Annotated in this window: 15 protein-coding genes; 5 read left to right on the top strand and 10 right to left on the bottom strand. The window is 46.7% G+C overall.

All coding sequences use genetic code 11. From position 1 onward, the window contains the following. Positions 1 to 29: 29 nt before the first annotated feature. The 6 genes from F3I09_RS14815 to F3I09_RS14790 all read right to left on the bottom strand — a co-directional run bounded on the left by F3I09_RS14815 (position 30) and on the right by F3I09_RS14790 (position 9720). Positions 30 to 2213 (bottom strand): xanthine dehydrogenase family protein molybdopterin-binding subunit, encoded by a 2184-nt coding sequence (locus F3I09_RS14815; protein WP_149695816.1) that lies wholly within the window; start codon positions 2211 to 2213, stop codon positions 30 to 32. Next, positions 2210 to 2683: a (2Fe-2S)-binding protein gene (locus F3I09_RS14810; RefSeq protein WP_149695815.1), complete on the bottom strand. Its 474-nt coding sequence runs from the start codon at positions 2681 to 2683 to the stop codon at positions 2210 to 2212. The genes F3I09_RS14815 and F3I09_RS14810 overlap by 4 nt, the downstream gene beginning before the upstream one ends. A 720-nt stretch (positions 2684 to 3403) precedes the next feature. After that, positions 3404 to 3739 (bottom strand): hypothetical protein, encoded by a 336-nt coding sequence (locus F3I09_RS14805; protein WP_149695814.1) that lies wholly within the window; start codon positions 3737 to 3739, stop codon positions 3404 to 3406. Between the two features lie 281 nt (positions 3740 to 4020). Next, a complete protein-coding gene (locus F3I09_RS14800; RefSeq protein WP_149695813.1) occupies positions 4021 to 4359 on the bottom strand; it encodes a hypothetical protein in 339 nt (112 codons plus the stop codon). Positions 4360 to 4408: 49 nt separating this feature from the next. After that, positions 4409 to 8665, bottom strand: coding sequence for a DUF6443 domain-containing protein (locus F3I09_RS14795; protein ID WP_149695812.1), 4257 nt, complete (start codon positions 8663 to 8665; stop codon positions 4409 to 4411). A gap of 389 nt (positions 8666 to 9054) precedes the next feature. Next, a complete protein-coding gene (locus F3I09_RS14790; protein ID WP_149695811.1) occupies positions 9055 to 9720 on the bottom strand; it encodes an NAD-dependent epimerase/dehydratase family protein in 666 nt (221 codons plus the stop codon). 426 nt (positions 9721 to 10146) lie between these two features. Between F3I09_RS14790 and F3I09_RS34060 the strand changes: the two genes are divergently transcribed. The 3 genes from F3I09_RS34060 to F3I09_RS14780 all read left to right on the top strand — a co-directional run bounded on the left by F3I09_RS34060 (position 10147) and on the right by F3I09_RS14780 (position 12592). Then, the gene (locus F3I09_RS34060) at positions 10147 to 10299 is read left to right on the top strand and encodes a hypothetical protein (RefSeq protein ID WP_188133816.1); all 153 of its coding nucleotides are present in this window, start codon (positions 10147 to 10149) and stop codon (positions 10297 to 10299) included. A 20-nt stretch (positions 10300 to 10319) separates the two neighbouring features. Further along, the gene (locus F3I09_RS14785; protein ID WP_188133815.1) at positions 10320 to 10724 is read left to right on the top strand and encodes a DUF2809 domain-containing protein; all 405 of its coding nucleotides are present in this window, start codon (positions 10320 to 10322) and stop codon (positions 10722 to 10724) included. Between the two features lie 95 nt (positions 10725 to 10819). Beyond that, on the top strand, positions 10820 to 12592 hold the full coding sequence (locus F3I09_RS14780; RefSeq protein ID WP_149695809.1) for a cellulase family glycosylhydrolase: 1773 nt from the start codon (positions 10820 to 10822) through the stop codon (positions 12590 to 12592). Between the two features lie 118 nt (positions 12593 to 12710). On the opposite strand, the gene F3I09_RS14775 is transcribed toward F3I09_RS14780, so the two are convergent. Together F3I09_RS14775 and F3I09_RS14770 are read right to left on the bottom strand one after the other, a co-directional pair. Then, entirely contained in the window at positions 12711 to 13082 is a 372-nt protein-coding gene (locus F3I09_RS14775; RefSeq protein WP_149695808.1) for a DUF779 domain-containing protein, read from the bottom strand. Positions 13083 to 13324: 242 nt separating this feature from the next. Then, a complete protein-coding gene (locus tag F3I09_RS14770) occupies positions 13325 to 14857 on the bottom strand; it encodes an aldehyde dehydrogenase family protein (RefSeq protein WP_149695807.1) in 1533 nt (510 codons plus the stop codon). Positions 14858 to 15024: 167 nt separating this feature from the next. Here F3I09_RS14770 and F3I09_RS14765 point away from each other — a divergent pair, with 167 nt between their 5' ends. Next, a complete protein-coding gene (locus F3I09_RS14765; protein ID WP_149695806.1) occupies positions 15025 to 15951 on the top strand; it encodes an AraC family transcriptional regulator in 927 nt (308 codons plus the stop codon). Here the strand turns inward: F3I09_RS14765 and F3I09_RS14760 are convergent. Continuing rightward, the gene (locus F3I09_RS14760; RefSeq protein WP_149695805.1) at positions 15948 to 17828 is read right to left on the bottom strand and encodes a M1 family metallopeptidase; all 1881 of its coding nucleotides are present in this window, start codon (positions 17826 to 17828) and stop codon (positions 15948 to 15950) included. The genes F3I09_RS14765 and F3I09_RS14760 overlap by 4 nt on opposite strands. 96 nt (positions 17829 to 17924) lie before the next feature. Here F3I09_RS14760 and F3I09_RS14755 point away from each other — a divergent pair, with 96 nt between their 5' ends. Continuing rightward, positions 17925 to 18173, top strand: coding sequence for a hypothetical protein (locus F3I09_RS14755; protein WP_149695804.1), 249 nt, complete (start codon positions 17925 to 17927; stop codon positions 18171 to 18173). Positions 18174 to 18583: 410 nt separating this feature from the next. Here the strand turns inward: F3I09_RS14755 and F3I09_RS14750 are convergent, their stop codons facing one another. Next, the gene (locus F3I09_RS14750; protein WP_188133814.1) at positions 18584 to 19084 is read right to left on the bottom strand and encodes a 2'-5' RNA ligase family protein; all 501 of its coding nucleotides are present in this window, start codon (positions 19082 to 19084) and stop codon (positions 18584 to 18586) included. Positions 19085 to 19182 lie beyond the last annotated feature (98 nt).

Below are 19182 nucleotides of genomic sequence, written 5' to 3'. Positions count from 1 at the left end.
TTACGTGTAAAAAATCAGGATATCTCTCCTTATGCCAACAGATTTGCCTTATTGAAAGGCATCTGTCTCAGGCGTTTGCCTGTAGCGGCGAAGTAAGCATTCGCGATAGCCGGCGCCACCGGTGGCACGCCGGGTTCACCCACGCCACCCATTTTATTGGTGCTTTCCACGATATGCACTTCTATATCCGCCGGGGTGTCAAACATCCTGGCTACCACGTAATCATTAAAATTACCTTGTTTTACACGCCCGTTTTCCAGGGTGATCTCTCCATGTAGTGCTGCGGCTACCCCGAAATTAATACCGCTTTCGATCTGGGCTTTCACGCCGTCAGGGTTCACCGCCAGACCACAGTCAATAGCGCTTACTACACGGTGTACTTTGATCGTGCCGTCTTCATTCAGGGAGATCTCCGCTACATGCGCCACAAAACTGAGGAAGGATTCATGTACTGCTATACCTCTGAATCGTCCGGCAGGCAGTGGCTTACCCCAGCCAGCTTTTTCAGCTGCCAGGTTCAGTGCCGCCAGATGTCGCGGGCTGGACTTCAGCAATTCCTGACGGTAAGCCAGCGGATCTTTGCCCGCGGCATGCGCCAGTTCATCGATCATTGCCTCCATCGCCATAGCGGTGTGTGTATGTCCTACGGAACGCCACCACAATACCGGTACTTCATTCTTGGGAGAATGCAATGTCACCAGGCGGTCGGGGATGGCTTCCATATAAGGGGAATCAACGACACCTTCTACGGAGGAACCATCGATGCCATCCTTGATCATTCCCGCGAAGAGTGTCCCTTCCATAATAGACTGGCCCACAATGGTGTGTTTCCAGGCTATTGGCAGCCCCTGAGCATTCAGGCCGGCAGTTATCTTGTGCAGGAACATCGGGCGGTAATAACCGCCTTTTACGTCATCTTCACGTGACCATACCATCTTCACCAATGGCTTACCACTGGCTTTGACGATCTCGGCAGCTTCTCCTACGAAGTCAGAGGAGGGCGTTGCCCTTCTACCAAATCCACCGCCCAGGAAAACTGTATTCACTCTTATCTGTTCAGGCTTCAATCCCAATATTTTGGCTGCTGCTCCCTGATCCAGACCTGGCATCTGCGTACCGGTCCATATCTCACATTTACCATCTTTCAGCTGGATGGTCACATTCAAAGGCTCCATAGGCGAATGTGCCAGGTAAGGGAATACATATTCTGCCTCCACAGTCTTCACCGCTTTCGACATGGCGCTGTCTACATCCCCGGCTTTACCGGCCTGGGTTCCAGGTTTCTGCGCCAGTTGTTTGTACTCAGCCAGCATCGCTACTGAATCCACTTTCACACCTGATCCCAGGTCCCAGTCCACTTTCAGCGCTGCCCGGCCTTTCTTTGCAGCCCAGTAGTTGTCGGCCAATACAGCTACCCCGCTGGGGATCTGTACTACCTGACGTACGCCTGCTATCGCTTTCGCCTTTGCGGAGTCCACGGTTTTCACCTTCGCGCCAAAAACAGGTGCGTGTAACACAACTGCTGTCAACATGCCCGGAAACTGCATATCCATCCCGAATTTTGCAGTACCGTTTATTTTAGCGGGCGTATCCAGGCGTTTTACGCCCTTGCCGATATACTTCCAGCTCTTCGGATCTTTCAGCGGCATATCACCCGGAGCTGGCAATGCTGCTGCTGCAGTGGCCAGTTCTCCGTAAGTAGCGCTCTTATCGCCTGCTGTTACCACGCCATTTTCTGTCTTACAGTCGGCCGGGTTCACGCCAAATTTCTGCGCGGCTGCCTGCACCAGCAAAGCTCTGGCGGTTGCGCCGGCCTTGCGGTATCTGTCAAATTCAGACCAGGTAGTGCTGGAACCTCCGGTGATCTGGATCCCGAACATGGTATGATTATAAGGCGTCCACGCATCTCCATGCTGTACCACCATCTTATTGACATCCACATCCAGTTCTTCTGCTATCATCATAGATAATGTCGTCCAGATACCCTGCCCCATTTCAGCATGTGCCAGGTATACCAGTATTTCATTATCCGCTGTTATATTCAGATATGCGTTAGGAGCGAATGCTGCGCCACTCTGTGGGCCCAGCACTGCAGGTGTGGCTCCTCCGAGTTTCTTTGCGCCGGGAACTGTGAATGAGATCAGCAGTCCGCTGGTCAGTACAGCACCGGTTTTCAGGAAATTACGCCTGCTGGCGTTCAATGTTGTGCTCATTTGTTATTACCTCCTTCCCGCTGCATTTTTGCGGCCAGGTGAATGGCCTTTCTGATACGGGGATATGTGCCGCAGCGACAGATATTCCCGGACATTGCACTGTCTATGTCTTCATCTGTTGGATTTGGGTTTTCCCTCAACAACACCGCTGCAGACATGATCTGACCGGACTGGCAATAACCGCATTGTGGTACGTCCAGCTCTATCCATGCTTTCTGCAGGTAGTTGTCCGGATCAGCAGATAATCCTTCAATAGTTACTATTTCCTTCCCAACGGCCCGCGACACCAATGTAACACATGAACGTACCGCTTCTCCATCCAAATGAACGGTACATGCGCCACACTGCGCCATACCGCAACCGAATTTGGTACCAGTTAATCCGACTACATCCCTTATTGCCCATAACAAAGGCATATCAGGACTGGCGTCCACTGAGTACTCTTTCTGGTTGATCTTTAGCTTAACCATAAAGAATTGCTTTTCTGTAAATAATAGATCTAAATAGGTTGACTTGCGGCAGGGGACTATTGATAGTAGGGGAACCCCGGTTTACGGCGCACTGTCTCGCCGTAGCTACCTCAATGGGTTATCCAATATCAAATTTGACCTTTGCTTCCTGAATCGTTAACGTTTAAAAGCAAATTTAGTTCGAAGGGCGGGAATACAAATTGCAATATTCAAACAGATAAGTATAAATTTCAAAGTTTCATCTGAGTGATGGGGAGGTGGGCGTTATTTACATAAAAAAATAACGACTATAGAAGGTTGTAAGAATCAAACCGGCGGCTTCGGTGTTGTGTCGTTGACGCTTGGGGGTTATGGGTAGGTTGCACTTTTCAAAGTATTAGCTTTGTTGGAGTAGGTTTCCCTTAAAAGGTGTTTGTATAACTCGTGGCTTGCTTGCGCTTGATGGTGTTGAAGCTTACGCGAATTATCGCGTAGCTCTTGGTTTTATCTTAATGTGGCTTTTCTGAGAATTAAATAAGTAGCTCGCGGCTTGAGATGGGACCGCGGGCTGTACCCCCTTTCCGAGACGCGCGATTGAGCTTTGTCAAGCGTAGGGGCTTTGAAATGCTTATTTAACCCCTGTCAATCGTATCAGGCTCTCCAAGGGGCTAAGGCCCGCAGTCTCCACCTCAAACCGTCCGCTACTTATGCGTTCTTCCGGCTTTCACGTCGCCGAAATTTTTAGAAAAAGAAATAGACGCCAGTGCCACGTTCAAGGGCTTCCTGGAAAAGGACTTTCAACCGGTCAAGAATATCGTTGGAAACGGGCATGTTAAACAGATCACTGTTCAACACATTTTCTAAGTCTTCTTTTTTTATAATCTCAGCGTCCTCAAAATCATCAATCATGGCCAAAGTCATCTCATTCAAAACGTCGAAAAAGCCGACATTCCACAACTCCACAAATTCAGGGCTAGTTAAAAAAATGCGGATCAGCTGACCTGGTGTTGCCTCATCATAGTCTAATGCGTATTCAGCTTCTTTATCTTTAGGAACTTCTATCAATCTTGTTCTCATTTTTAATCTGCATTGTTGAAGCGAGTAACTTGTTCATATTTTATGCAACTCTTTGGAAGTTTGCTCAAATTATTTCGTAGCTCGCGGTTTGAGATGGGACCGCGGGCTGTACCCCCTTTTCCGAGACTTACGATTGAGCTTTGTCAAGCGTAGGGGCTTGGGAATGGCTTATTTAACCCCTGTCAATCGTATCAAGCTCTCCAAGGGGCTAAGGCCCGCAGTCTCCACCTCAAACCGTCCGCTACTTATGAGTTCTTCCGGCTTTCACGTCGCCCAAATTTTTAGAAAAAGAAATAGACGCCAGTGCCACGCTCAAGGGCTTCTTCGAAAAGGACTTTGATTTGTGCGAGTTTGTCTACAACTGCATCCTTTGTAAAAGCGTCGCTCTCCAGTACCTTTTCCAATTTTTCCTTCTCTACTATTTCTGCGGACTCGAAATAGTCAATCATAGCCCCAGTTATTTCATTCATAATGTCAAAAACACCAGCCGCCCACAATTCATCGAATTCTTCATCTGTTAATAACACCTCAAGCAGTTGGTCTGGCGTTGCTTCATCATAGTCTAATGCGTTTTCTGCATCCTTGTCCTTAGGCACAGTTACAGTTTTTCTTGCTACCATATTTGTCATATTATTAAATGAATGTTTTTATGCTTTGTCATTAAAGTCCTTATCTCATCAAATCTGTATTTTTGAAGTGCGTGACGTTTTGATACTCGGGTTTACTTCTACCCTTTTGTTTTCCATTAATAACTTTGTTGTTGGGAATCGTACCATCTAAATCCAAATACCGTCTATCCCAGCTTAAATTTGTATTTTCTATTCGAAAGTAATTACCTTTATTATCCTCCACTACCTGAATCCCAGTCTCATTGTTTCGATACATTGTTTTCGTGCCATTCTTATTTAAAACGCCTTCTGCACCAGGAGCAAACTTCTCTATTGCGTCCTTTAAACTACCGGTCGCCCATCCCTCCCCATACTCCGCCGCACGCCCTGCACCATCCAGCTTCGCTTTCATTTGCGCCGTTACCTCAAATCCTTCCGCAGTCTTAGCGCCCGCTTCTGCTGCTTTTGAACTAAGCGCAAACTCCTTAGCCGCAACAGTAGTGAGTTTTACTTCCAGACCACCAATGCCAGTTGCGGCGCCCAGAGGATTTTTGCGAAACTCATCGAAAAGTAATTGAGGCGTTGTTGTTCCGGTGGCGATACGATCCTTGAAATTATTGATTCCTTGCTGTACTTTTTCACGGATGAAATTCTTTTGTTGGGTGGTGTTCCTGCTGAAATTGTCTTTGGCATTGGCGGCAAAGTTGAGTAATCGCGTAAAGAGACCGTCCCCGGGACCAGGCCAGTCGCCTAAGGGATCGCTGTACCTGACGGGATTGTCAAAGTTAGATACGTACGGCGACCAGGATTCCATGTTGTCAATCTTTGGATCGATCTGTCTCCATCTTCCAATTTGAGGATCCAGGGTGCGGTAGAATGCGTCGTATTGATAGAGGTCAAGGTCCTGGCTGAAGTCGATACCGTTGTATCTTTTGCCGTTCTCAGGATACAGTTTTCCTTTTAGGGCATTTCTGCTGATGCCGGCCATCGTCAGGCCGAAAGGATAATAGTGGGTCTCTTCGAGCAATGCGCCTCCGTTGTGGGTGACTACCAGGTTGTCAAAGAATACATCCTGCCCGCTTTCGTTACTGGTGTATATGTAAATAAAGCCCGTCTTCTTTATCCGCATCTTTTGTACTGCCAGGGTCTGTAAGGCATCCAGGGCTCCGCTTACCTGGCGCATGCCGGAGTTGTCGTCTACCAGGTTAAACTGATCGTCGAATAATACGTAGCTGAGATATGCTTTGGGCTTGTCCGGCTGGTTCTGAGAGGCATCTTTCGTTTTTAATTGGTTATATGTGTTGTTGTTCAACGTGTATACGGGTGAGACGCTACCGGTGGACTGGTGGATACCGTCTATAGCTCCCCCGCCGCTGAAGGCATCCAGAATGGCTGATACCATCGCCGATACGGTGGTACTGGAGGTAGCGGCTCCTGCGTGCTTGTATAAGGCCCTCACTCCTATTTGGATGCTGTCGCCTGCCATTACCCTTAAGACCAGTGAGGGGCCGATTTTTTGCCCGTTTATGGCATTGAGCCTTGCTACGTAGGCGTTGGGATTGGTGGTGGCGTCTGTTGGGTAATTTGCCGGTTTGGATGTGCGTGTATTGTCAATGTTACTGAACAGGGCATTTTCGACCCCGGCCATAGCTGTTTCCATTGTTGCAGCATAAATGGCGGTGTCTTTCTGGCTGCTCAGTACCATGCGGACATTGCCCAGTTGATCTTTTATGAAATAATCAAAAGCATAACTTACCGGCTGTCCTGTTTTGTATATGGGCCGGATTCTGCCCTCTTCATGAGAAATAAATTGTAAGCTATCCTGTTCATACTGGAATCCATTAATGTAATGGGTTGTACGAAATAGTTGGAGTTGAACGCTGCCATCTGATACCATTTTTGCCAACCGCTCACCGCTGCCTCCTGCATAGAGATAGTAAATGGATGCCTGTTTGTTCTTTGCATAAAGAATGGCAGGCAATTGCTGGTGGTTATAATAGATGGTATCTATGGCCTTGTTCTTATCCTTCGCTATATTACCGTTCGGGTCATACCAGTAATCCTGCACTTCGCGGTTGTCTGCTTCTTTAAAGTCGCCTAATGTGCTGGAAGGACTATTCTTTTTATCAGTTACATAACTAAGCCGATTACTGTTCGCGAAATATCCGTATTTCAAACTGTCTATTGTTTGAATGACAGGACCGTTTAGTCCTGTCTGTTTCATTGATAAAAGGTTGCCACCAGGGTCATAGGCTAATCCGCTTACGGAGAAGTCTGATTTTGTGTTCGTCCAGGCGGCACTACCGCTCAGTTGTTCGGTGAAATCAGCGCGGGTTAGTCTGTCTGCCTTGTCGTAATCATAGCCGTAGGCGCGGGGAATACCGTCCGATATACTTTTCCATTTGATGCCGGCGATATTTCCGGCGTAATCAATACTATCAAATCCATAATCGTAACAGTATTCCTGTCCAAACCAATTGGTGCTGGCATTGGGAGTACTGATAAACTGTTTATTGATTGATCTTAGCCAGCCACGAATATTATATTCATACTGCAGCAATTCTAATTGGGTGGCAGTTCCGGTGACGTCCAGGCGCTTTGTTTTCAGTCTTCCGAGTTCGTCGTAGGTGTTGACAGCTATTGTGCGCTGCAAGGCAGGATTGTCATTGAGCCGTTTTTTAATGGTGTCAATCCTGCCCATAGCGTCATAGTCGAACTGCGTGAGTATTGTCGTCTGCGGTATTAATGTGCTGTGTGGATTGGTGTGTTTCAGGTAAGTGCTCAACACTTTGCCGCTGAAATCGTAGAGGGTGTTGGTAATATCCCGGCCACCAGGCATATTGTCTGCAATGGTCTGGATCACCCGTCCTTTGTCGTTGTAGTAGATCGTCGTTGTATTGAACTGCTCCATGGCTTCGATACGGTAACGTTTACCTGTTATCAGTCCCCTGGTCATGGTACTGGCCGTCGCTGGTAATACTTCGGCATATTGATTGGCTCCTGCCTGCACCTTTGTGATGTCGGTCGTGATATAAGTTTGCCTCCCGGGGAAGTTATAGTTGTCGTAGTAGGTATTTGTCAATATCCGCAAGGCGGAGGAATCAATAAATGGGAAGGCATTCGACGGATCGAACCCGGCCTGGTTAATGGCAGCCTGCAAGGCCTCCCGGCTCCTGGCGTCGTAGAACAAGGCCGTCTTTTGCTCCCGGTCCAGCTGGTCGTAATAGGTGCCATGCCACATGCCCAGCCCCTTCAGAATACCATCCCGCTTGCCTATCAACCTGTCCCGTGCATCATATATCATTTCTGTGCTGTCAGCCCCAGGCACTTTCTGTACGATCATCCGGTTGCGTTTGTCGTAACGGTAGCAGAAACATAATTCCCTGGCTATATCAGCAGATATCGCCCAGTTACTACGGATGGCATCTACCGCTTTAGGCGGTATTATAAACCGCAGATCTCCCATGCCGTCATAGACGTAGTAAGTGCAAAGCCAACCTGTATGTGCGGTACCTGGTGCGGCGGCTAACTGCGTCTTTTTCAATACCACGTGTTCTTCCTTGTCTTTATAGCTCACCGTTTGTGTGCCCGCTTCATTGATGACAACTTCCTTCAGTAATTCTCCGTTGCCATATATCCGGCTGCTGACCGGTATGAGCGAGGATACCGGTACGTCCCAAAGTCTGACGGAATCGGCTATTCCGTTCACCTGGTATTGCTGCTTTACAGGATGATTGCCGCCCTCTTTTGCCCAGCTGTTCCCCGGCGCCCAGGTCTGTAATACCCGGTTTAAAGGGGATGCTTCGTATGCTGTTTGCGTGTAGTAAATACTGTCGCTACCTGTTCCCGGCGCCAAAGTACTGTCTTTGTAAAAGGCTCGCTGGCCGATAAATGGCGCCGTCTTAAAAAGGCCATCATTGACACTTCCTGTTTTCGGTACATAAGGCAGGTATTTATATACCTCCCTTCCAAAAGCGTCATAATCCACCGGGGTAACCAGATCCCTTCCTCCCGGACTGGCGCCCTTTTCAACTGTCTGTAATAAGCGTCCCAGACCGTCGAAATATTGGGTTTCCTGCCTGACCTCCGTCACAGTTCTGGTGGCAGATATGACCACCGCACTTTCAGACACGGGCATGGAAGGCGTCCAGGTACGGATCGAATTGACCATTGTGGTTGTATAAGGAGCCGGCGGCGTTGCCGGAATAGCGGCAGGTCTGCTTGTATTGGCGGGCCTGTTCTGTGCCCGTAAACTCCCCACGATACTTAAAAGAATTAATAAAAGGATACCGGTTACTTTCATGGTATGGCTATACATAATGATTAACACAACTAATGATCACAACAATTAATGATTAACACAACACGGATAAGTGAACAGCTCCGATGACAATCAAAACTGGTAGCAGCAATTGCAGAAGAGCTGCAACGACAATAAACAATCAATGGAGGCTACACAGCCAGCACAGCACAGATCCAGCACTAACAATAATCTAAAGTAAATTGGAAATATATGGTTACAATGGTAGGTATTGCAGATACCAACTTTTCATAATTAAACAATGAATGGTTATACAAAAAACTAATGGTTACTAAAGCAGTGCGAAGTACGGTTAACTTTTTGAAAAAAGAGTTAATGCGAAGTTAACAAAACAAAAAAGTACCGGGAAGGACATACGTTATTACCTGAATGCGCAGGGGGAGATATTACGCCCCCTTTCCCAGGACGATAATATCTTTTCCTTCGACTATCTTTTTCCCGTATCCGTTCAATGTCACGTTTATCATAGCCCGCCCCATCTCTTCCAGTTTTGCAAATCCTGCGGGAAACAATGCACGTCCTATAGGGAACATCCAGCCTACGTATTTGTAAAATGAGTGCACATACTTCAACCCTTTAATAGGTCTGATAAAACCCGGACGGAAGGCAAATACAGCCCTGAAAGGCAGCTTCATAAGGTCGTTTTCGGTTTTCCCCTTTACCCTGGCCCAGTTTGACCGGCCTTTTTCCGTACTGTCAGTACCCGCGCCGGATACATAACAGAAAGTCATATCCCTGTTCAGCTGACTCAGTGTTTCCGCTACGTGCATAGTCAGGGTATAGGTCATCCTGTAATAGGTTTCCTTGTCCATTCCTACAGAGGAAACCCCCAGGCAGAAATAACAGGCATTATAGCCACGTAACTGCTCCCTGATAGGGCTAAAATCAAAAAAATCAGGGTGAATGATCTCTTTCAGCTTGGGATGCGTTACACCACAGGGCCTCCTGTTGATGACCAGCACCGCTTCCACATCCCCGCTTAACAGGCATTCATGCAGAACGCCCTCTCCTACCATTCCTGTCGCTCCCGTAATGATGGCTCTTATTTTCATGCCATAAAGATAACGGAAGGGCGCAAACTGCCAAAAGCCGCTCCGATTCCCTTCTAATAAGGCTGTTTTAAGGGTCGTTTCTCGTCAATTAACCATATGTAAACTATAATCAACCCATATATAACCCATATATAACCCATATATAACCCATACCTTTTAAATATGGATTATATATGGGTTAAATATGGCTTATATATGGGTTATATATGGGTTATCTCCGAGAACGCACTATAGTAGCGCCCTTACAAGGCATATATCTGAACATAATTTGTTACGGCCTTGATAACACGATTATAAGAAATAACATTCAATGCATATATGACATACATTATGTTAAGTAGCCCTGTTCCATTAAATGGTATATTTCTGCTGCTTTCCTGACCGTTAACTCGTCGAGGCCTGTACGCTATCGTAAAACTTTTGAACATGCGGGGCTTTCATAGGTTCCGGGTACACATTGCTGGCGGTATAATCGGCTTCGATCGCTTCCTGGGGTACTCCCGGGGCATACAGGAACAGGGAAGTCCTACAGCATATCTCCGCACTTCTGCAGGTAATATGAATGCAAAAACATTCTGATGTTTCCTATATTTGGGGGTATGAAACCTATGAGAACGAAGAAGATCTTCCTATACTTTGTGCTGTTCCTGCTCACCATCCCGCTGGGATTGGCTACCCGTTTGTACCCGGATCACTTTCCATATATCATAAAAACCTATGGCGGTGATGTATTGTATGCTACCTGCCTGTTCTTCTTCCTGCGGTTTTTATTCCCTGCCACAGAGGTGATTAAACTGGGTATCCTCACCTTTCTTGCGTGTATCATTATCGAGCTGCAGCAATTATATAAAGCCAGCTGGATCGTGCAGCTGCGGCATACGTTCCCATTCGGCCTGATACTCGGTTATGATTTTGTGTTGAGTGACTGTATCTGTTATGCGGCAGGCGCGGTACTGGGAACAGGTATTGCAATGCTGCTGGAGAGATCCTGGGTGCTTCGTTAAGGTCCGGGGCTTAGCCCGCTTATCAATCGGTCTCCCTTTTCTATTTATAAAATCCTATTTTGTTCCCTCGTCAATTTTTCGTCTAATTCATTGTTATGAAACTATCTAAACACGTCACGTTATTGTTATTGCTCTCCCTCTCTTTTAAACCATTTCAAAGCCGCGGCCAGGGCTTTCTGAGGGCCAAAGGCACACAGATCGTTAACCAGAAAGGAGAAAACGTACTCCTGCGCGGTATCGGCCTTGGTGGCTGGATGCTGCAGGAAGGATATATGTTACGGGTAAACGGCCAGGGCCAGCAGCACAAGATCCGTGCGGGTATTGAGAGCCTGATAGGGCCGCAGAGAACGCAGGAATTTTATGATGCATGGCTGGAAAATCATACTACCAAAGCGGATATTGATTCTCTGAAAGCATGGGGTTTCAATTCCGTTCGTTTGCCCATGCACTTTAACCTGTATACATTACCGGTAGATAAAGAACCTGTGGCCGGACAAAATACCTGGTTGGAAAAGGGATTTGCCATGACCGACAGCCTGCTGGCATGGTGTAAGGCAAACCATATGTACCTGATCCTGGACCTGCATGCCGCTCCGGGCGGACAAGGCAATGACCTGAACATCTCTGACCGGGACGGCTCCAAACCTTCTCTCTGGGAAAACGAAGCCGACCGCTTAAAGACCATAGCCTTATGGAAGAAACTAGCAGAACGTTACCATGATGAGCCTTTCATCGGTGCTTATGATATCCTGAACGAGCCCAATTATGGCTTCGAAGATCCTGAAAATGATAAGAACGGCCTGAAAGAACAAAACAACGTACCGCTTAGACAGCTGCTGCAGGATATTACCAAAGCGATCCGTGAGGTAGATGACCGTCATATCATCATCATTGAAGGAAATGGCTGGGGAAATAACTACAACGGTATGCTGCCACCGTGGGACAAGAACATGGTACTGAGCTTCCACAAATACTGGAACCTGAATGATACCAAATCCATCCAGCACATCCTGGATTTCCGCCAGAAATATAATATACCTGTATGGCTGGGTGAAACAGGCGAGAACTCGAATGTCTGGTTTACAGAAGCTATCCGCCTCTTTGAGAAGAACAACATCGGCTGGTCATGGTGGCCGCTGAAGAAATTAGGCGCCAACAATCCGCTGGAGATCAAATCCAACGATAAATACATGCGCGTGATCAACTATATCAGCGGCAAGGGCAGCGCACCTGCCAGCGGCGTGGCCTATGAAGGTTTGATGGAAGTAGCCAGGGGAGCGAATATCAGTAACAATATCCTGCACCGTGATGTGATAGACGCTATGATCCGCCAGCCGTTCTCTGACAAAACGCTGCCCTTCAAAAACAATACGATCACTAATACGGGAATACTGGAGGCAGTGGACTACGACCTGGGTGTAAACCGGGCGGCTTACTTCGATACTGATACGGCCAATTACCGCATCTCCAATCCCAAATGGGTAGGTGGTAACCGCGGCAGGGTATACCGGAATGATGGAGTGGATATTGTAGCCGATTCTGCTGATGCAGGCAGTTATTATGTCACTGACTTTGCTACGGGAGAATGGTTGAAATACACGATAAATATTACCCTGAAAGGGAAATATACACTTTCCTTCATTGGAGCTCCGGGTAAAGTGCCCGGCCAACTGGCTGTGACAATTGACGGAAAGCCAATAGGTAAGGTAGCCGTAATCCGGGCAAAAGAAAATAAGCGTGGTGAATGGCAGACCTACAATATCAAAAACATTGTGCTCAGGAATGGCCGCCAAACCCTCCGGCTATATGCTGAAACCGGAGGATTTGACTTGAAAGCCATTCGTTTTGAAAAGTCCCCTGTACCTTAAAAATTTACATGCCATACTGGCACGGGGGTATTATAACACTGATCATCATAAGTTCACAAATTGATACGAAAAGTCCTGTCAGTTGAAACTGCAGGACTTTCCATTTTCGGGATAGTGTTTAAGTCAGCGGTTGTGTCGTTTCCAGCTCCGCAACCTCCTCATCGGAGAATACACGGGAACGGATATGAAATCTGACTCCAAGGGGGATCTCCAGTGAAAAGCTACTGCCACGCCCCTTGATGACGTCCAGGATCAGTTGCGTGTGTTTCCAGTATTCAAACTGGTCCCCGTTCATATAAAATTTACATCCATCTACTTCGCCCAGACATACATCTGTAGCGCCTGTTTTAAATTCCCCCTCCGGAAAGCACATCGGTTGTGAGCCGTCACAACAGCCCCCACTTTGGTGGAACATCAGGGGGCCATGCGTGTGACGGAGCTCATTGATCAAGGATATGGCTTCCTCTGTTGCTATGATTCTCTTAGTCATGAAAAAAGTTAAGACACTGTATAAAAGTCAGGAATTAAGAATTTTAAAACGCCTGCATTCCGGATTAAACCCTATTTAGCTCCGGAGGTACGTTGTGTTTGTAACCCCACTGCCTGCATACCGGAATCATTCGCGGCATTTAGCTCCGTTGGGAGCGTTGTGTTTGTAGCGCGGGGTGCACACCCGGGTACCCGGTTTATAACAAACGCGAATCAATTTTCAATTCCTGATCTAAAATTTTATTAAAAGAATCCCAGTTTCTGTTTACCGTAAGATATCAGCATATTCTTCGTCTGGCGATAGTGATTCAGCATCATCTTATGTGTTTCCCTTCCGAAACCGGATTTCTTATAGCCTCCGAATGGAGCGTGCGCCGGATAAGCATGGTAGCAGTTCACCCATACCCTGCCAGCCTGTAATGCCCTTGGCACCTGGTACAGTTCATGTGCATCCCTGGTCCAGACACCAGCGCCCAATCCATAGAGTGTATCATTGGCAATCTCTATCGCTTCTTCCGTTGTTTTAAAAGTGGTCACACAAGCTACAGGTCCGAATATCTCTTCCTGGAATACCCTCATCTTGTTATTTCCTTTCAGCAGTGTGGGCTGAACATAGAATCCGTGCTCCAGTCCGTTGTTCTGATGGTAAGCTTCGCCGCCGCACAATACCTCTGCGCCTTCCTGTTTACCAATATCCAGGTAACTCAGGATCTTCTGGAACTGGTCTTCGCTGGCCTGGGCGCCCATCATGACAGTTGGGTCAAGCGGATTACCCATCTTAATGGCTTTTGTGCGCTGAATGACACGGTTCATAAAGCGGTCATAAATGTGCTCATGTACCAGTATACGGCTCGGACATGTACATACCTCACCCTGGTTCAGGGCAAACATTACTGCTCCTTCTATGGCCTTATCAAAGAATTCGTCATCTGCGTCAGCTACGCTTTCAAAGAAAATGTTGGGACTCTTACCTCCCAGTTCCATCGTAACCGGGATCAGGTTTTCAGAGGCATACTGCATAATGAGCCTACCGGTGGTGGTTTCTCCTGTAAAGGCTACTTTCTGCACTTTCGGAGAAGAAGCCAGCGGTTTACCCGCTTCCACACCAAAACCGGTTACTATATTCAATACACCTTTAGGTAATACGTTACCGATCAGTTCCATCAGCACCATAATGCTGGTAGGTGTCTGTTCCGCAGGTTTTACAACTACGCAGCACCCTGCAGCCAGGGCAGGCGCAATCTTCCAGGTTGCCATGAGCAACGGGAAGTTCCATGGAATGATCTGTCCTACAACGCCGATTGGCTCATGCAGGTTAATACTTACTGTAGTTTCATCATGTTCACTGATCGTGCCTTCCTCACTGCGGATCACCCCGGCGAAATACCTGAAATGGTCTACTACCAGTGGCAGGTCGGCTGCTTTTGTTTCCCGGATTGGTTTCCCGTTGTCTATCGTCTCAACAACGGCCAGGTAATCCAGGTTATCTTCCACTATCTGTGCAATTTTCAATAACAGGTTACTCCGGTAAGATGCAGCTGTTTTGCTCCATGTTTTAAATGCTTCATGGGCCGCATCTATTGCTTTATCAATATCCGTTGCATTGCCTCTTGCAGCTTGTGTGAAAACCTTACCATCGATGGGAGAAATGTTATCAAAATATTCACCGCTGGATGGTGGCACCCATTCCCCGTTAATAAAATGCTCATACCTGGTCTTAAATTCAGGACGTGCTGCCAGGGTTGACGAAGGGGCAGCAGATGTTGCAACGCTCATAATTTGTGGAGTTTTTTAAACGTGAAATAATACGTGAAATTATATATGCAATTTCCTGAACTGATGATAAGACGCGGATATTTTCGTACTTATTTATAGCACAATCGTACCTTAATTTTGAGATGGCTGAAAAATTGGTTAACTTGTTAGTAGTAAACAGATTTTCTATGCAGATAAAGAATTATTTGCAGACGATAGACCTCACTATTCCACGGCAGCTGCAAACTTTAGTAGAGAGTAGGCGTGTATTTAATCTCCGTAATTGTGAACTGAGTATCTTTGAAAGTTATGAGCAGGCCTATGATGTGCCGCTTACTTTCAATGACCTTGTAATTACCAGTATGGTACGGGGCAAAAAGATCATGCACCTTATCAATAAACCTTCTTTTGATTATCTGCCGGGAGAATCGCTCATCGTACCGCCACAGGAAACCATGATCATCGATTTTCCGGAAGCTACCCTGGACAATCCCACGCAGTGTATTGCCCTGGCTATAGACGACAGCTATATCCGGGAAACTGTCAATTATCTGAATCATTATTACAACACCGGCGGTGAGCAGCAAAACTGGCAACTCTCCTTCCAGCAGTACCATTTTGAGAATAATCATGAGATCACAGAATTGATCAATAAACTGATCCGCATCTGCAGCAGTAATGATAAGTCAAAGAATATCTATGCAGACCTGCAGCTGAAAGAATTGCTGATCCGCCTGCTGCAAAGTCAGCAGTTAGGACAGGCGGAAGAAGGCAGTATCTCAAATGAAAACGGTAACAGGCAGAATTTTGTATTGAACTATATCCAGGAGCATCTGACTGATAAGATTGCAGTAGAAGCCCTGAGTCGCAAGGCATATCTCAGCAGGAACCTGTTCTTCAAGTGGTTCCGTGAGCAGTTTGGCATTCCTCCGCTGGAGTATATCAACAAGGAAAGGATTAAGCTTGCCAAACAGTTACTGGCAAAGCCGCAAAGCAATATTTACGATGTAAGCAAGCTTTGCGGCTTCACAGATGTCAATTATTTTATAAGAGTATTCAGGAAGGTGGAAGGTACTACTCCCAAAGTCTATCAGTCTTCCTGCAATTGTAATTAATTAGCTCTCCACTCATTATCTTCCGGTGTGTAGTCGGTATTCAAAACACCGTCCAGCATTACCGCAGCTACCCTGCCGCTGACAGGCACCGTTACAGTCACCTGTTTGCTGCCACTCTTCCATAGGGCTGGCGTCTGGTGCACAGTTTTAGTCGTACCATCAGCATATGTGATTATCACATCAAAGGGAATAGCAAAGCCGCCGGCATTTACAACCGACAGTTCAGCATTATTACCCTTTGTCTTTACACCCGCCAGCTGCAGATCAATATAATTGTTGCTGAAGAACCAGTTATTCCAGAACCAGTTGAGATTTTGACCAGCGTAGTTATTGAAAGCGTTGAAGAAGTCCCAGGGAATAGGATGTTTGCCATTCCAGTCGTGCATATAGCCATGCAGGCACTTACGGAACAGATCATCGCCCAACAGGTCTTTTACCGCCAGATAAGCCAGGGAAGGCTTTCCGTAAGAATTGTTACCATACCCTGCACCACTTACCTGGTGGGACTGGGAAATAATAGGCTGATCTTCCTCACCGGAAGCATCTTTGATATAAGCATCCACCCGGAACATCCGGTAAAATTTATCAGCGGCTATCTTGCCCTTCTCCGCCACACCGATCAGGTATTCAAAGGTAGTGGCCCAGCCCTCATCCATAAAGGCGTAACGACTTTCATTGATGCCCATATAAAAAGGAAAATACGTATGTGCGATCTCATGGTCCTGCACCAGTTGTGCGAAACCGATCTGATCGCCCACGGTTGCGTCATTGACCATCATAGGATATTCCATATCTGCAAATCCCTGGAAGGCGGTCATAGTAGGGAAAGGATATGCCACTCCGGGCCAGTAACGGGAGAACCAGTCTAATGCATAGCGGGAAAAATCCACAGAATGATGAAAGTCCGCAGCGCCGTCATCATAAGCGGCCTGCACACTGGTACGACGGCCGGCGGCACTATCTACCACCACACTGGCGGCATCCCATACGTAATGATTGCTCATCCCAAAGGTTACGTCTGCTATATGGGAGGCGCTGAATTTCCAGGTATTCCACTCCTTCTGAGCGGTTACTTTGCCCCCACTCATTTCATCTTTGCCGGCAATATGGATCAGGCGGTCTGAAGTATAAGACGCTTTCAGGCGCTGCGCGATGGCCGGCTGTAATACCTCCTCTACATTCTGCAATACACCAGTGCCCCATACCACATAATTCTTCGGTGCGGTGACCGCTACGTTATAATCGTTGAAATCACTATAGAATTCTACCCTGTCCATGTGTTCGATCCTATCCCATCCGTTATAGTCATCGTACACAGAAATGCGGGGATACGCATAGGCAAGAAAAAACGTGGTACTATCTATCTTTCCCTCCCTTCCGCTCAGTTTGGATAAGGTGTAATGCCAGCTGACATCCAGGTCAAGACTGTCCTTAGACTGCAGTGACTGGGGCAATTTAACCGTACCTACCGTTGCGATGTCATTGTCAAAAGGAACGTTAATGCCGCCAATGATCAGGGTATCTATTGTAACGCCATCTTCTGTCAGGAAGTCTTTGCTGACGTATCCGGAACGGGGGGCATTGATCTTATGCAGATTACATATCAGGCGGATAACGACTTCATTCAGGGGGTCAGGGCTATTGTTAATATACCGGATCTTTTCCCGGCCATACACAAGGCCAGCGGGTGCATTTACCTTCAGCTGAATATCATAACGGCCTTTATTCTGCCAGTAATTCTGGCCCGGAAGACCATTCTTTGCCCTTGTCTGATTAGCATATGCCTTTTTTATATTCCGGGGCATGTAAAGCTCCTGGGCAGACACTACGCCCGCGCACCCGAGCATGAGCGTCAGTGCGATTACAATCCTGATCATAAGTAGTATTTAGATACCCGACAAATATACGGTTGCCACTGATTAGTAGGTGAAATCAGGCATAATGATTGTACCGATTTCTATAAAAGATTATATATGAATGCATTCACCATCGACCACAATAATAGTCAAATAACTGTAACACCATTGGGCAAATGTCTCTTCAAAGTGGAAATACCCGGCAAAAAACTGTTGTTGCTGTTGAAACAGGATAACGAAGGCGCCGACCACTGGTTTGAAGATGGCACTGACAATGAAACAACCGAAACCCGGGCTATCGGAACAGCTATCGATAATTATATGGCGAAATATGATTCGCTCCCGATGCCCGATCCTTATTATTGATAGAGCAGTCCGCGTAAAACAGGGATCTTATGCGGACTGTTTAATATTTGAAGTTCAGCCGTTTGTGATGAACGGTAAGTGTCTGCTTACAATTATTTAACAAAAGAATTCCCCCTGGTCTGACGCACGATAAATATATCCGGCGAATGACAGGTAAGCCCGGTCTGATAAGAGACTTCACCTATGCCGAACTGCGGCAGTGCCCACTGTTGTTTAACGGACAAGCCTCCACGTTGTTTTGAGCAACTGCGTAAAGATGCAACATATGCTAACGCTGTTCAGACAGATCATCCGGAAAAGCTGTTGGCCTACCAGCGTAAAAAGGACTACATAAATAAGCATTACTTAACCTGGTATATACTTTTTATCATTACGAGACGATGCACTTTGTTGTAAGGTGCGTCATCTTCTTATTGATGAAAAGGAAACACTGTTAGCTCTTTCCATGGACCGTGCAGGTAACGCCATGTTTGCAATCCCGTAGCCCTGATCTCAAAAGGTACAAAGTCCTGCAACAATGTCTGGTGTACATACTGGGCCTTAAATGAAGTGACTTTGTTCTGTACTGTAATATGCGGACGCAAAGGTTGCCTGTCCTGTTTTATCAACCAGGGATCGAAGGCGGTCTGTAACTGTTGATGTAATATCTGTAATTCATCTGATACCAGTCTGTAAGCAACGCCCTTTCCAAAATTGACTATACCCGCTACAGTTAGTATGAGCGGGCTTCTCTGGCTTACATCCTGCAAAGTGGCTGTGATAGCGGGTTCGCCCAATGGCAGATGATGGAACAGTGTAATATGAGCATCCAGATAATTGGCGTGAGCCGGAAAATAACGTTGTCGCAAAGCATTAAAATGCACCTGATACGCTTCTTCCATTTGTAATGTAATGATCTGGATACTACTCATTGTCTGTAAAAAAATACTCAATTTAAACATTACTGTGTAACTAGAAAACATTGGAATCCGTTTCTGATAACAGTTACAGCAATACGATGTTATAACAT

Origin of the sequence: Chitinophaga sp. CF418, from assembly GCF_900142925.1 — a bacterium.
Taxonomy (GTDB): Bacteria; Bacteroidota; Bacteroidia; order Chitinophagales; family Chitinophagaceae; genus Chitinophaga.
The sequence above is the reverse complement of the archived record's forward strand: the minus strand, read 5'-3'. Positions and strand labels throughout refer to the sequence as shown.